Genomic DNA, 13,941 nt, shown 5'->3' with positions numbered 1-13,941 from the left:
GGAGCCTCCGGCGGAGGTATTTTTGAAAAGATGAAGGGGCGGTTGTCATGAGGATCACCTGTCCGCTGTGCGGCGCGCGGGATCGGCGCGAATTCACCTACAAGGGCGCGGCCTTGCCGGTGCCTGCGCTGGAGGCAGGTCTGGAGGCCTGGGATGCGCATGTGCATCTGCGCGACAACCCGGCCGGGCCCCTGGACGAGCTGTGGCAGCATGACATGGGCTGCGGGGCCTGGCTGAAGGTCACGCGCAACACCGCGACTCATGAGATGCTGGGCGTGGCGCTGGCGCAGGACGCGGGCCTTGCGATCAAGGAGGACCAGTCATGAGGATCGCGGGCAAGGGTCTGGTGTCCGGCAATCGGACCGTCAATTTTTCGTTTAATGGCAAGGATTATATGGGGCTGGAAGGCGACACGCTGGCCTCGGCCCTGTTGGCCAATGATGTGCATCTGGTGGGGCGGTCGTTTAAATATCACCGTCCGCGTGGCATCCTGACCGCAGGTTCTGAGGAGCCCAACGCGCTGGTCAGCACCGGCAAGGGCGCGGCGCGAGATCCCAATATTCGCGCCAGCCAGCAGGAGCTGTTTGAGGGGCTGGCGGCGCAGAGCCAGAACTGCTGGCCCTCGGTCGAGCGCGATGTGATGGCGGTGAACGATCTGGCCGCGCCCTTTCTCGGGGCGGGGTTTTATTACAAGACCTTCATGTGGCCCGCGCCCCTGTGGGAGAAGCTCTACGAGCCGATCATCAGGCGCGCGGCGGGGCTTGGGGCCTTGTCCGGGGCGGCCAACAAGGACCCTTACGAGAAGGCCTTTGCCTTTTGTGACCTGCTGGTGATCGGGTCTGGCCCGGCCGGGCTGATGGCCGCACTGACGGCGGGGCGTGCGGGGGCGGATGTGATCCTCGCCGAAGACGACAGCCGCATGGGCGGGCGTCTTCTGGCCGAGGTTGAGGAGATCGACGGCAAGCCTGCGCATATCTGGGTGGCAGAGGTTCTGGCGGAGCTGGAGAGCATGGACAACGTGCGCCTGATGTCGCGCACCGCGGTCACCGGCGTCTATGATCACGGCACCTATTCGGCGCTGGAGCGGGTTTCGCACCACCTGCCGCCGAGCCAGTCCCTGAAGACCGCGCATCGCCCGCGCGAGTGTTTCTGGCGCATCGCCGCCAAGGCCTCGGTGCTGGCGGCGGGGGCGATCGAGCGCCCCATCGCCTTTCGCAATAACGACCGCCCCGGCATCATGATGGCGGGGGCGGTGCGGGCCTACCTTAATCGCTGGGGCGTGGCCCCGGGCGCGCGGATCACCGTCTTTGCCAACAACGATGACGCCCATCGCACCGCGCGGGATTTGGTGGCGGAGGGCGTGCATGTCACCGCCGTGATCGACAGCCGCCATGACGCGCCCGACAGTGGCGAATTCCCCGTCATCAAGGGCGCGATGATCTGTGACAGTGCCGGGCGACAACGGCTGGAGAGCGTCACCATTCGCAGCGTCAATGGCGAGGAAAAACTGCAAACCGACTGTCTGGCCGTATCTGGCGGCTGGAACCCCTCGGTGCATCTGACCTGCCACATGGGCGCGCGCCCGGAGTGGAACCGGGAACTGGCGGCGTTCCTGCCAAAACCGGATGCGGTGCCGGGCATGGTGGTCGCAGGGGCCGCCAATGGGGTGTTCTCCACCCATGGTGCCTTGCAGGACGGCGCGCAGGCCGCCGTCACCGCATTGGCCAGCATCGGCACATCGGTTGACGCTCCGCCATTGCCAGAGGCCAGCGATGCGCCCTACCGGATCAGCCCCTTGTGGGCGGTGCCGGGCAAGGGACGGGCGTGGCTGGATTTCCAGAACGACGTCACCGTCAAGGATGTGGCGCAGGCGGCGCGGGAGAACTTCCGCTCGGTCGAGCATATGAAGCGCTACACCACCCAAGGCATGGCCACCGATCAGGGCAAGAACTCCAACGTGGCCGCCTTGGCGGTGCTGGCCGATGCCACCGGGCGCAGCATTGCGGAAACCGGTGTCACCACCTTCCGACCGCCCTTCGTGCCCACATCCATTGCCGCGATGGGGGCAGGGGCCGAGGATCAGGGCTTCAAGCCGCAGCGCTATCTGACCTCGCACAAGGCATCGCTGGCGCGTGGCGCCGCCAATATCGAGGTCGGCCTGTGGTATCGCGCCAGCTATTTCGCCAAGGACGGCGAGAGCACCTGGCGGCAATCCTGCGACCGCGAGGTCACCATGGTGCGCAATGCGGTGGGCGTCTGCGATGTCTCGACGCTGGGCAAGATCGACATTCAGGGACCAGACGCGGCACAGCTGCTGGATCTCGCCTATGCCAATCTGTTCTCCACGCTGAAACTCGGGCGCGTGCGCTATGGTCTGATGCTGCGCGAGGACGGCTTTGTCATGGATGACGGCACCACCGCGCGGCTGGGGGAAAACCACTATGTGATGACCACCACCACCGCGGCGGCGGGGCAGGTGATGGCGCATCTGGAATACCTCACACAGGTGGTGCGCCCGGATTTTGATGTGCGGTTCACGTCCGTCACCGATCAATGGGCGCAGTTCTCGGTGGCCGGTCCCAAGGCGCGCGATCTGATCGACGGGCTGGTGGATGAGGACGTCAACGCTGAGACCTTCCCCTTCATGGCCTGCGGGGCGATCACCGTGTCGGGCGTGGCCGGGCGGCTGTTCCGGATCTCGTTTTCGGGCGAGCACGCCTATGAGATCGCGGTGCCTGCGCGCTATGGCGAGGCGCTCTATCGCCTGCTGCTGGAGCGGGCTGAACCCTTTGGCGGTGGCCCTTACGGGATGGAGGCGCTGAACGTGCTTCGGATCGAGAAGGGCTTTATCACCCATGCGGAGATCAACGGCACCGTCACCGCCTTTGACCTCGGCATGCAGGGGCTGGTCTCGAAAAAGAAATCCTGCTGGGGCAAGGCTCTGTCGGAACGGGACGGGCTGATGGATGACGACCGGATGCGGCTTGTGGGCCTCAAACCCGTGGGCGCGATGCAGGCGCTCAGCGCCGGGGCGCATCTGTTTGATCCGGACGCCACGGTGGAGCGGGTCAATGACCTTGGCTATGTGACCTCGGTGGGGTTCTCGCCGACGCTCGGGCATATGATCGGGCTGGCGATGCTGTCGGGCGGGCCGGACCGGATGGGCGACACCATCCGGCTGGTGGATCACACGCGGGGCATCGACACCCTGTGCGAAGTGGTGAACCCTGTGTTCTTTGACCCTGAGGGAGGGCGCGTTCGTGGCTGAGACTGAGATGCAACTTGCCGCAAAATCCCCCTGCGCGGGGCTGCTGCCGCTGACCATTGGTGATGTGACCCTGACAGAGGACACACCCGCCGCCCTGACCCTGATCGCGCCCTACAAGGGGCAGGAAAAACCGCTGAGCGATGCGTTGAACGCCGCGCATGGCATGGGGTTTCCCGCGCCCAACCGCGCCACTGGCAAGGCGGAGGCCCGCGCGATCTGGTTTGGTCGGGCGCAGGCGCTGCTGGTCGGCCCCGTGGCTGATCCCAAACTGGCGGCGCATGCCGCGCTCACCGACCTTAGCGATGGCTGGGCGGTGGTGCGGCTGGAGGGCGCGCACGCCGAGGAGGTGATGGCCCGTCTGGTGCCCATTGATCTGCGGCCACAGGTGTTCAAACGCGGCCACACCGCCCGCACCGAGCTGAAACACATGATGGCGTCGATCACGCGGGTGGGGCCAAACACCTTGCAAATCATGGTGTTCCGCTCTTTTGCGGCGACGCTTGTTCACGATCTGAAAAGAGCCATGGAAGCCGTGGCGGCACGGGGCTAGATTAACCGGGATCACGAAACTGATTCCGGAGCTGATCCATGATCCGCAAGATCCTCGTCGCCGCGACCCTCGCGGCGCCCCTTCTCGCCACCCCCGCGTTCTCCGCTGCCGAACTGGGCAAGGAGGAAAGCTGCAAATACCAGGGGCAGGTGATGGCCGCCGTGCAACAGGCGCGGCTTGACCGGGTGGCCGAGGACAAGGTCGAAGAGACCATCCGCGCCAGCGATCCCGAATGGCCGGAGAATTTCTCCAACGCGATCCCGCAGCTGACGCAGCATGTCTATCAGATGAAGCGCCGCGATCTGAAGAACATCGACCTGGGCGAGATTTTCGAGACCCAATGCGTCGACAACTGGGACCAGATCCAGGAAATGAAGAAGAACCTCTCTGGAAACTGATCTGAACCTGCGTTTGGGCGGCCCCGCACCGGGCCGCTCATCCCGCACACAACTGGATTTTGTGTGAATGTCGCTGCCGCCCGGATTCCTTGATGAATTGCGCACCCGTGTCAGCCTGACCGACGTGGTCGGGCGCAAGGTTATGTGGGATCAGCGCAAAAGCCAGCCGGGCAAGGGTGACATGTGGTCTCCGTGCCCCTTTCACCATGAAAAAACCGCCTCCTTTCATGTGGATGACCGTAAGGGGTTCTATTACTGCTTTGGCTGTCACGCCAAGGGCGATGCGCTGAAATTCGTGCAGGAGACGGAGAATGTCTCCTTCATGGAGGCGGTGGAGATCCTCGCGGGCGAAGCGGGCCTTGAGATGCCCAAGCGCGACCCCAAGGCGGCCGAGAAACACGACCGCCGCACGCAGTTGGCCGAGGTGATGGAACAGGCGGTGCACTACTTCCGCCTGCAACTCAAAACCCAAGGGGCGAGCGAGGCGCGCGCCTATCTGGCCCGCCGTGGTCTCGACCAGGCTGCATTGGACCGCTGGGAGATCGGCTTTGCCCCCGATGGCTGGCAGAACCTCTGGGATGCGCTCAAGGGCAAGGATGTCGCCGATGATCTGATCCTCGGTGCGGGGCTGGCCAAACCCTCGAACAAGGGCGGCAAACCCTATGATGTGTTTCGCAACCGGATCATGTTCCCGATCCGTGATGCGCGGGGCCGGGCCATTGCATTCGGGGGCCGCGCCATGGACCCCAATGACAACGCCAAATACCTGAACTCGCCGGAAACCGAGCTGTTTGACAAGGGGCGCAACCTTTATAACCACGGCCCTGCACGTGCGGCCTCGGGGCGGGGCAGCACGCTGATCGTGGCCGAGGGCTACATGGATGTGATCGCGCTGTCCGAGGCCGGGTTTGCCTCCGCCGTGGCGCCCTTGGGCACAGCCGTGACAGATAATCAGCTGCATTTGCTGTGGCGGATGTCGGACGAGCCGGTGATTGCGCTGGATGGGGACACCGCCGGTCTGCGCGCGGCGATGCGGCTGATCGACATGGCGCTGCCCTTGCTGGAGGCCGGCAAGAGCCTGCGCTTTGCCATCATGCCCGAGGGCAAGGACCCGGACGATCTGATCCGGGCCGAGGGGCCGGAGGCGGTGCAGGCGGTGCTCGATCAGGCGATCCCGATGGTGCAGCTGCTGTGGCGCCGCGAGACCGAAGGCCGCGTCTTTGACAGCCCGGAACGCAAGGCGGCGCTGGACAAATCCCTGCGCGAAAAGATCAAGCTGATCCGCGATCCCTCGATCCGGCTGCACTATGCCGAGGACATCAAGGAGCTGCGCTTTCAGCTCTTTCGCGGCAACCGCGGTGGCGGCGGACAGGGGGGCACCGGCTACGGCCAGCGTCCCGGTGGCTACCAGCCGCGCTCCCGTGCCCAGGGCGGGTTTCGCGACGGCCAGCGGGTGCCCTGGGGCGCGCCGCCGCCGCCGCGCAGCACCACCCGGGCCTCGATCGTGGCCGCGGCCGAGGAACAGGAGTTTGCCCGGGTGCGCGAGGCGGTGATCCTGGCCACCGCGATCACCACCCCGACGGTGATCCCGGAATTCGAGGTCAATCTGGAACGGCTGCAATGTCAGGACATGGAGCATGCGCATCTGCGCGACCTGATCCTGCGCTATGGAATCGACGCGCCGGAGCGGCTGCGCGATGAAATTGCCTATGCTCTGGGGCCGGATGCCCTTGAAAACCTGCTGTCGCTGCGCCATGTGGCTATTAGCCCCTGCGTGCGAAAACCCGGCGATCTGGATATGGCCAGCCTGACCCTGGCGGAGGAATTCGCAAAACTCGAAAGCATGGCGGGGCTTCATGCCGAGCTGGCGGAAGCCGAGGAGGATCTGGACGGTCTGGCGGACGAGGCCCTGACCTGGCGTTTGCGTCAGGCGGCAGAGGCCCGCAACCGGGCTGTACGCAGCGAGAATGAGGACAAGGCAACATATGATGTGGGTGAAAACGGGGCGCGACTCAATCGGGATGAGCGCGATGCCTTCGGCGACCTGCTCAAGCGAATCGGTTTCACTGGCGAATGACGAATCAGCGGTGTTTGTGGCGGTCAACTGTGACCCCGACGCCGCGATGAGTCGTTTTGCTAAGGAAGCCTGAAGAAAAATTGGGTAAACGGGGTGACGAATCAGATGACCGCTCTAAAGATTCGCTCCACCCGAATCGCCCGCAGCCCCTTAGAGGAGCAATGAATGGCCGCCAAAGATACTGACGACCGCAAGCCTGACGACCAGGAGCCTGAAATCTCGCTCGACATGAGCCAGGCCCAGGTCAAGAAGATGATCGCCGAAGCCCGTGAAAAGGGCTACATCACCTACGATCAGCTCAACCAGGTCTTGCCGCCGGATCAGGTCTCCTCCGAACAGATCGAGGACGTCATGTCCATGCTGTCGGAAATGGGCATCAACATCATCGAGGATGAAGAGGCCGAGGAGGAGGAGAACAAGGGATCGACCGAGCTGGTCTCCACCGAATCCAACCGCGAAGTGGCGGTGGCCGGGGCCCAGGCGGAGAAGCTGGACCGCACCGACGACCCCGTGCGCATGTACCTGCGCGAGATGGGCTCGGTCGAGCTGTTGTCGCGCGAGGGCGAGATCGCCATCGCCAAGCGCATCGAGGCCGGTCGCAACACCATGATCCTCGGGCTCTGCGAAAGCCCGCTGACCTTCCAGGCGATCACCATCTGGCACGACGAATTGCTGTCCGAGGACATTCTGCTGCGCGACGTCATCGATCTGGAGGCCACCTTTGGCAACCAGATGGATGAAGAGGGCGACGTGGCCGAGCCGGTGGTCGACACCAGCGCCGTTGCCGGAGCCGCCAAGCCGGAAAAGGACAAGGACGCCAGCCCGGAACTGGACGCCGACGGCAACCCGATCCTCAACAACGACGACGATGACGACGATGATGACGATCAGGCCAACATGTCCCTCGCGGCCATGGAAGCGGCGCTCAAGGATCGGGTGCTGGAAACGCTGGAACGGATCTCCAGCGACTTTGCCATGTTGTCGGAAATGCAGGACCTGCGGATCTCGGCGACGCTGAACGAAGACGGGTCTTTCTCGGCCGAGGACGAGGCCAAGTATCAGCAGCTGCGCTCCGAGATCGTGGAACTGGTGAACGGGCTGCATCTGCACAACAACCGCATCGAGGCGCTGATCGACCAGCTTTATGGCATCAACCGCCGCGTGATGCAGATCGACAGTGCGATGGTGAAGCTGGCCGACCAGGCCCGTATCAACCGCAAGGAATTCGTCGACGCCTATCGGGGCCGCGAGCTGGACCCGAACTGGCTGGCGGAGATGGGCGAAAAGCCCGGTCGTGGCTGGCAGATGTTCATCGAACGCTCCACCGACAAGGTCGAAGAGCTGCGCGCCGACATGGCGCAGGTGGGCCAGTACGTCGGTCTCGACATCTCGGAATTCCGCCGCATCGTGCAACAGGTGCAGAAGGGCGAAAAAGAGGCCCGTCAGGCCAAGAAGGAAATGGTCGAGGCCAACCTGCGCCTCGTGATCTCCATCGCCAAGAAATACACCAACCGTGGCTTGCAGTTCCTCGACCTTATTCAGGAAGGCAACATCGGCCTGATGAAGGCCGTGGACAAGTTTGAATACCGTCGCGGCTACAAGTTCTCGACCTATGCGACCTGGTGGATTCGTCAGGCGATCACCCGCTCGATCGCCGATCAGGCGCGCACCATCCGTATTCCGGTGCATATGATCGAGACCATCAACAAGCTGGTCCGCACCGGCCGTCAGATGCTGCACGAGATCGGCCGCGAGCCGACCCCGGAAGAGCTGGCTGAAAAGCTGCAGATGCCGCTCGAGAAGGTCCGCAAGGTGATGAAAATCGCCAAGGAGCCGATCTCTCTCGAGACCCCCATCGGGGACGAGGAAGACAGCCAGCTGGGCGATTTCATCGAGGACAAGAATGCCGTGCTGCCGCTGGACAGCGCCATTCAGGAAAACCTCAAGGAAACCACCACACGGGTTCTGGCCTCGCTGACGCCGCGTGAGGAACGGGTTCTGCGGATGCGGTTTGGCATCGGCATGAACACCGACCACACGCTCGAAGAGGTCGGCCAGCAGTTCTCGGTGACCCGCGAACGGATCCGCCAGATCGAAGCCAAGGCGCTCCGGAAGCTCAAGCATCCAAGCCGGAGCCGCAAGCTGCGCAGCTTCCTCGACCAGTGAGCGCGGCCAGACCTGCATGACCAGGCCGGCGCGAGCAGTCCGGCGCGACCAGACTGGCACGACGAGATTTGCACATCAAAACGGGCGTCCCGCGCGGGGCGCCCTGTTTTTTTGCCACAATCGGCTGCCCTCGGCGGGCCCTTTGACCGCTGGCGGAACGGCCCCGCGCTGCGCCCTGAGCGCCTTAGGCCGGGGGCGTGCGTTAACCATTCCGAAACCCGGATTATTGATTAGAATTTTCGATCAATTATTTTCCTCCTGCGGGGCTGTGCTAGCCTGCGCACAGACACCGGGGGGTGAAGATGAGTGGACAAAACGACATGGCGAGCGCGCTGGGGGCGCTCGACCGCAAACTGGATGCGCTGGACACGATGACGGAGGTGAACTCCTTTCTGGTGTCGGTGCTGCGCGAGCATGAGCAGGACCTGATCCGCATGAGCCCGCAGGAAACCCGCGAATTGCTGCGGCAAAAGGCGCGCGCGGTCTATCGCCCGGATGGCGGCACAAAACCCAACGCAAAGGCGCTGGAGCTGCTGGAAGAAACGCTGGGGCAGGGTCAGAGCGCGGACATCATTCCGTTTCCGACACGCCGCTGACCAGGGGCGAACCAGGGGGCTGACCCATCGCACCGGGGTGGTGCGGGGCGATCTGATGCGCGACGGGTTGTCGTCAGCCAGCGCGCGGATTACATCAGGGACACCCGGTCAAAAGGATGTCCCGCATGCCCGCACGTTTTTTCGCCACCGTCCAGACCCGCGCCCTTGCTGCTGGAGCCGCCGCGCTGATGGTGGCGGGCTGCACCGAGATGCCGGACCTCGGTCCGCAGGCGGACTATTATTCGACCCGCACCCAGGCCCGCATCTACGTGCTGGACAATGGCGATTTCGAGGTGGTGCCGCCGATCGGCGCCGAAGGGGCCGCCTATTGGTGCGCCGCCTCCGACTATGCCCGGCTCCGGTTGCAGGCGGATTACGCGCAGGATCTCTACGTGGTGAAGGGGCGCGCTCCCAGCACGGTGACGGGACGGATCGACACCATCACGTTTTCCCTCAACGGGGTGCCGCGCGCCGAAGAGCCCCCCTTCATCCGCCGCTCCTACAGCTTCAAACCGGGCGATAGCTTCAGCGTCTCCGCCGCCGAGAGCTTCTGCCGGGATCTCCAGCCCTATCTCCTGTTCTGAGCGGTGATGCTGCAACGCGAGGTCAGCGTTTCGACCCGCGGGCAGGGGCTCTACGAGGTCACCCGCGAAATCCGCGACCTGGTGGCAGATTGGGGGCGGACGCAGGGGCTGCTGACCCTGTTTGTGCGCCACACCTCCTGCTCGCTGCTGATCCAGGAAAACGCCGACCCGGAGGTGCAGGGCGATCTCAAGGCCTATTTTGCGCGTCTGGTGCCGCCCTCGACCGACCCCGAGATGTCCTACCTGCGCCACACCTACGAAGGCCCCGATGACATGCCCGCCCATATCAAGGCGGCGATGATGCCGGTGAGCCTGTCGATCCCTGTCGCGGCGGGCGAAATGGTGCTGGGCACCTGGCAGGGGATCTATCTGTTCGAACATCGCGACGCGCCGCATCAGCGCCGCATCTTTGCGCATCTCGCCTGAGCGGCACCGGCACCGGCGCAATGGGCGCGCAGATTGTCCAAGGTCTAGCGGTTGCATTTCCCCTCTACCCAAACCCTAGCTGCTCCCCTATAGTTGTGGATAAATGCGCAAACCTGCGCACAAGAACGATCTGTCTCGAGGGGAGGGGCCCGAGCATGCGCTGCCCGTTTTGCGGAAATGTCGATACGCAAGTGAAGGATTCGCGCCCGGCGGAGGATCATGTCTCGATTCGACGGCGCCGGTTCTGCCCGGCCTGCGGCGGCCGTTTCACCACCTACGAGCGGGTCCAGCTGCGCGACCTCGTGGTGGTCAAGACCAACGGCAAGCGCGAGGATTTCGACCGTGACAAGCTGGAGCGCTCGATCCGCATCTCGATGCAGAAACGCCCGGTGGAGCCGGAACGGATCGACCAGATGATCTCCGGCATCGTGCGCCGTCTGGAGAGCATGGGCGAGACCGATATCGCCTCCAAGAAGATCGGCGAAATCGTGATGGAGGCTCTGGCCCGCATCGACACGGTGGCCTATGTTCGCTTTGCAAGCGTCTACAAGAACTTCCAGGCGGCCGATGATTTCGAGGACTTCGTGCACGAGCTGCGCCCCCCGGTGCCGCCCGAGGCCTAAGTCCCGGCCCGGCTGCCTGAACACAGCCCGGGGAAAGGTCTGATCCAGTGAGCAAAAGCGACCATCGGTTTATGGGGCTTGCCCTGTCGCTCGGGCGGCGGGTGCAGGGGCGCACCTGGCCAAACCCGGCGGTGGGCTGCGTCATCGTAAAACAGGGCCGCGTGGTGGGCCGGGGCTGGACCCAGATCGGCGGCCGCCCGCATGCCGAACCGATGGCGCTGGCGCAGGCTGGTGCAGCCGCTCGCGGGGCCACCGCTTATGTGAGCCTGGAACCCTGTTCGCACCACGGCAAGACACCCCCCTGCGCGCAGGCGCTGATTGATGCGGGCATCGCCCGGGTGGTCGCCGCGATCGAGGACAGCGATCCTCGCGTCAGCGGTCAAGGCTTTGACATGCTGCGCGCTGCGGGCATCGAAGTCACCACCGGGATCCGCACCGAGGAAGCCGGTTTTGACCACGAGGGGTTCTTTCTCAGAACCGAACAGGGCCGCCCTTTTGTGACCCTGAAACTCGCCTCCAGTTTTGACGGGCGCATCGCCACAGGCTCCGGTCAGAGCCAGTGGATCACCGGCCCCGAGGCCCGCCGCATGGTGCATGCGATGCGCGCGCGTCACGATGCGGTCATGGTCGGCGCAGGCACCGCGCGCGCCGATGATCCCTCGCTCACCGTGCGCGATCTTGGCATCGATCATCAGCCCGCCCGGGTGGTGGTCTCCCGCCATCTTGACCTGCCGCTGATGAGCAAACTGGCCCGCAGCGCCGCGGACATCCCGCTCTATCTCTGCCACGGAACCGGCGCCGACACAGAACGCCTGCGCGCCTGGGAGGGGCTGGGGGCGCAGCTTCTGTCCTGCAACACCCTCGGCACCCAGCTTGACCCGCATGACGTGCTGCACCAGCTGGGCAGCGCCGGGCTGACACGGGTGTTCTGCGAGGGCGGCGGCGCACTTGCCGCCACCCTTCTGGCGCATGATCTGGTGGATGAGCTGATCGGCTTCAGCGCCGGTGTGGCGATCGGGGCCGAAGGGCTGCCGTCCATTGGCGCGCTTGGCATCGGCCAGTTGGCCGAGGCGCCGCGGTTCGACCTGATCGAAACCCGCCCCATCGGCGCCGACATCCTGCACCGCTGGCGCCGCCCCCAAAGTTGAGACCGCGCCCCTCTTCATCTTCTTAAAAATATCCCGGAGCGCGAGGCAGCGCCTCGCATCCTCGCTCAGCGCCAGAGCGGTGCAAATGAGGCAAACAAACCCTGCAGTTTCGACAGGCTGCGGTTCATCGGACCGGGCGCGGGCAGATCGCCCTTGATCAGCCGATCCACCGCTACCTCTGGCGAACAGGGCAGGTTTGAAACCGGATCGAAATAGCGCGGATAATCAATCAATGCCGCATGGGCCAGGCCGAGGATACCGGGGCGCGCATCGCGCCAATGGGGCGCTTCCAGCCGATCCCGCGTCAGCCCCCAGCCTGCATAAAACGGCAGCCCCACGCAGGTCACCGGCACCCGGCGCAGCAGTGCTTCAAACCCCAGAAGCGAGGTCATGGTCCAGACCTCGTCGACGCTGTCAATCAGCGCCGCCGGGTTGGCGTGTTCGGCCACCACATCGGCCCAGGTCTCGGCATGCTTGATGCGCCCCTTGCGCAGACCGGCCTCCACATCTGGGTGCGGTTTGTAGATCACCACCGCATTGGGGCGGGCGGCGCGCACCGCTTGCAACAGCTTCATATTGCTGTTGATCTTGCCCGCACCGAGTAGGATCGAGGCGTCATCCTCCACCTGACCGGGCACCAGCACCCGGTGGCCTTTGGGCAGATCCGGCAGCGTGCCGTCGAGGTTGTATTTCGTGACTTCATGCTTGATCAGCCGCATCACCAGCGCCTCAATCCGGCGTTCCTGTTGCGGCGTCAGCGTCACCCGCTCGCGGATCAGATCGTCCAGATCACTGTGGCGGGTGGGGTCGTAGTAGATGCCCTGACGGTCCAGCACCAGGGACAAGGGCGGCACCAGTTCCGCCCCCAGCCCGCGCGACCGCAAAAAGCCATCCTCAAGATGATGCGCCCCGGCGTGGTCCTTGGTGGCCTTGCTGGCCCAGACCATCCAGTTCTTACCGCTCTTCTTGGCGGTTTTGGTCTTTTCCGTGAAGGTCATGCGCTTGTGCTGACCAAAGAACCGCTGCAAGGGCGCGCGTTTCCATAGGCGGATTTCCGATGCGGCCCAGCCCGCGCGGTCCTCGCGCCACGCCCGCACCTGAGCCTCCAGCGAGTCGATCACCTGTTCGAGCTGGCACAACCGGTCGTGATGGGGATCATACCACGTGGGATAGAGGATCATCGCCGCCGCAAAAAGCTGCGCGCGCGTCAGGCGACGGTGGCGGCCGGGTGGGGGAAACTCGTCCTGCGTCAGCCCCCAGCCGGCATAAAACGGTTGGCCAAAGATGCGCGGGTTGTGACCGGCCAAAATGGCCTCGAACCCCAGTTGTGACGACACCGTATAGACGCCGACCGCGCCCTCCAGCAGCAGATGCGGCGAGACCGGCGCGTCAAACAGTTCCACCCGGTCACTGGTATCGCGCGCATCGAAATAGCCCGGGCGGTGGCCCTTGGTGGTTTCGGGGTGGGTCTTGATCAGCACGCGCGCGCCGGGGTTTTCCTCCTGCGCAAAGGCGAGCATTTCCTGAAACCGCCCCTGATCGGCACCGGGAAAGGGGATGGACGCCTTAACAGAGGCATCCTCGCGCAACTGATCCACCACCAGCACATAGCCGGGCTCTGGCGGTGGCACATCGGGGTGGAAGGCGTTGTATTTGCTCAGATGTGCGTCCTGCAAACGCGCCATCGCATCGCGCGCCCGTTTCATCAGGGCGCTGTCATCAAGCGGGTGGTCTTTCAGCAGCGTGACCAGATCGCTCGACAGGGAGGGGTCAAAATGCACGCCGGTGCGGTCGATCAGCAGGCCCAGCGGCGGCTCTCCGCTGCGACCCGGATGCACCGAGCGCAAGAATGCATCCTCGATCCGCACCAAGGGCGCGCCATGCTCCTCGGCGATTTTCTTGCCGCGATGGGCGGTGGGACTGTCGCCCCAGATGCCGACCAGATCGCCCTCCTTGGGCAGGCCAAGACGGATGTCATACCCGGCCAGATCAAGGATGCGGCGCACGCGGGACTGGGTCAGAAAGCCACCGTTATACACAAACAACCGGGAGCGCTGGCTCCCGGTTTTTGTCTCGTCCGGATGCGGCAAAGGCCCTTGCATCAT

General features: G+C 64.3%; 12 protein-coding genes. 11 read left to right on the top strand and 1 reads right to left on the bottom strand.

What is annotated here, in order from left to right; genetic code table 11:
* Window positions 1–47: 47 nt before the first annotated feature.
* The 11 genes from MHM88_RS08425 to ribD all read left to right on the top strand — a co-directional run bounded on the left by MHM88_RS08425 (window position 48) and on the right by ribD (window position 11,836).
* Window positions 48–326, top strand: coding sequence for a sarcosine oxidase subunit delta (locus tag MHM88_RS08425; RefSeq protein WP_239362863.1), 279 nt, complete (start codon window positions 48–50; stop codon window positions 324–326).
* Complete coding sequence (locus MHM88_RS08420; protein WP_239362861.1) at window positions 323–3,268, top strand: sarcosine oxidase subunit alpha family protein; 2,946 nt, start codon at window positions 323–325, stop codon at window positions 3,266–3,268. The genes MHM88_RS08425 and MHM88_RS08420 overlap by 4 nt, the downstream gene beginning before the upstream one ends.
* Before the next feature lie 7 nt (window positions 3,269–3,275).
* On the top strand, window positions 3,276–3,818 hold the full coding sequence (locus MHM88_RS08415; protein WP_239363654.1) for a sarcosine oxidase subunit gamma: 543 nt from the start codon (window positions 3,276–3,278) through the stop codon (window positions 3,816–3,818).
* Between the two features lie 38 nt (window positions 3,819–3,856).
* The gene (locus MHM88_RS08410; RefSeq protein ID WP_239323033.1) at window positions 3,857–4,216 is read left to right on the top strand and encodes a hypothetical protein; all 360 of its coding nucleotides are present in this window, start codon (window positions 3,857–3,859) and stop codon (window positions 4,214–4,216) included.
* A gap of 67 nt (window positions 4,217–4,283) precedes the next feature.
* Window positions 4,284–6,293 carry a DNA primase gene (gene dnaG / locus MHM88_RS08405; protein WP_239362859.1) on the top strand — a complete coding sequence of 670 codons (2,010 nt, stop codon included), beginning with the start codon at window positions 4,284–4,286 and terminating at the stop codon, window positions 6,291–6,293.
* 165 nt (window positions 6,294–6,458) lie between these two features.
* Window positions 6,459–8,459 (top strand): RNA polymerase sigma factor RpoD, encoded by a 2,001-nt coding sequence (gene rpoD, locus MHM88_RS08400; RefSeq protein ID WP_239362855.1) that lies wholly within the window; start codon window positions 6,459–6,461, stop codon window positions 8,457–8,459.
* 302 nt (window positions 8,460–8,761) lie between these two features.
* Entirely contained in the window at window positions 8,762–9,055 is a 294-nt protein-coding gene (locus tag MHM88_RS08395; protein ID WP_239323036.1) for a hypothetical protein, read from the top strand.
* Between the two features lie 125 nt (window positions 9,056–9,180).
* The gene (locus MHM88_RS08390) at window positions 9,181–9,639 is read left to right on the top strand and encodes a hypothetical protein (RefSeq protein WP_239323037.1); all 459 of its coding nucleotides are present in this window, start codon (window positions 9,181–9,183) and stop codon (window positions 9,637–9,639) included.
* A gap of 6 nt (window positions 9,640–9,645) precedes the next feature.
* Window positions 9,646–10,065, top strand: coding sequence for a secondary thiamine-phosphate synthase enzyme YjbQ (locus tag MHM88_RS08385; protein ID WP_370687471.1), 420 nt, complete (start codon window positions 9,646–9,648; stop codon window positions 10,063–10,065).
* Between the two features lie 155 nt (window positions 10,066–10,220).
* Window positions 10,221–10,688: a transcriptional regulator NrdR gene (gene nrdR / locus MHM88_RS08380; protein ID WP_239323038.1), complete on the top strand. Its 468-nt coding sequence runs from the start codon at window positions 10,221–10,223 to the stop codon at window positions 10,686–10,688.
* A 47-nt stretch (window positions 10,689–10,735) separates the two neighbouring features.
* Window positions 10,736–11,836: a bifunctional diaminohydroxyphosphoribosylaminopyrimidine deaminase/5-amino-6-(5-phosphoribosylamino)uracil reductase RibD gene (gene ribD, locus MHM88_RS08375; protein WP_370687470.1), complete on the top strand. Its 1,101-nt coding sequence runs from the start codon at window positions 10,736–10,738 to the stop codon at window positions 11,834–11,836.
* 65 nt (window positions 11,837–11,901) lie between these two features.
* On the opposite strand, the gene MHM88_RS08370 is transcribed toward ribD, so the two are convergent.
* Window positions 11,902–13,941, bottom strand: coding sequence for a capsular polysaccharide biosynthesis protein (locus tag MHM88_RS08370; RefSeq protein ID WP_239362853.1), 2,040 nt, complete (start codon window positions 13,939–13,941; stop codon window positions 11,902–11,904).

Source organism: Epibacterium sp. MM17-32 (assembly GCF_022348205.1).
Taxonomy (GTDB): domain Bacteria; phylum Pseudomonadota; class Alphaproteobacteria; order Rhodobacterales; family Rhodobacteraceae; genus Epibacterium.
Note: the sequence above shows the minus strand (reverse complement) of the source record. Positions and strands in the feature narration are given on the sequence as shown.

Bases quoted from the DNA above. Each gene is read 5' to 3' on its own strand.
- MHM88_RS08425 (WP_239362863.1), top strand. From the start codon at position 48: ATGAGGATCACCTGTCCGCTGTGCGGCGCGCGGGATCGGCGCGAATTC.
- MHM88_RS08420 (WP_239362861.1), top strand. From the start codon at position 323: ATGAGGATCGCGGGCAAGGGTCTGGTGTCCGGCAATCGGACCGTCAAT.
- MHM88_RS08415 (WP_239363654.1), top strand. From the start codon at position 3,276: ATGCAACTTGCCGCAAAATCCCCCTGCGCGGGGCTGCTGCCGCTGACC.
- MHM88_RS08410 (WP_239323033.1), top strand. From the start codon at position 3,857: ATGATCCGCAAGATCCTCGTCGCCGCGACCCTCGCGGCGCCCCTTCTC.
- dnaG (WP_239362859.1), top strand. From the start codon at position 4,284: ATGTCGCTGCCGCCCGGATTCCTTGATGAATTGCGCACCCGTGTCAGC.
- rpoD (WP_239362855.1), top strand. From the start codon at position 6,459: ATGGCCGCCAAAGATACTGACGACCGCAAGCCTGACGACCAGGAGCCT.
- MHM88_RS08395 (WP_239323036.1), top strand. From the start codon at position 8,762: ATGAGTGGACAAAACGACATGGCGAGCGCGCTGGGGGCGCTCGACCGC.
- MHM88_RS08390 (WP_239323037.1), top strand. From the start codon at position 9,181: ATGCCCGCACGTTTTTTCGCCACCGTCCAGACCCGCGCCCTTGCTGCT.
- MHM88_RS08385 (WP_370687471.1), top strand. From the start codon at position 9,646: ATGCTGCAACGCGAGGTCAGCGTTTCGACCCGCGGGCAGGGGCTCTAC.
- nrdR (WP_239323038.1), top strand. From the start codon at position 10,221: ATGCGCTGCCCGTTTTGCGGAAATGTCGATACGCAAGTGAAGGATTCG.
- MHM88_RS08370 (WP_239362853.1), bottom strand. From the start codon at position 13,941: ATGATGCAAGGGCCTTTGCCGCATCCGGACGAGACAAAAACCGGGAGC.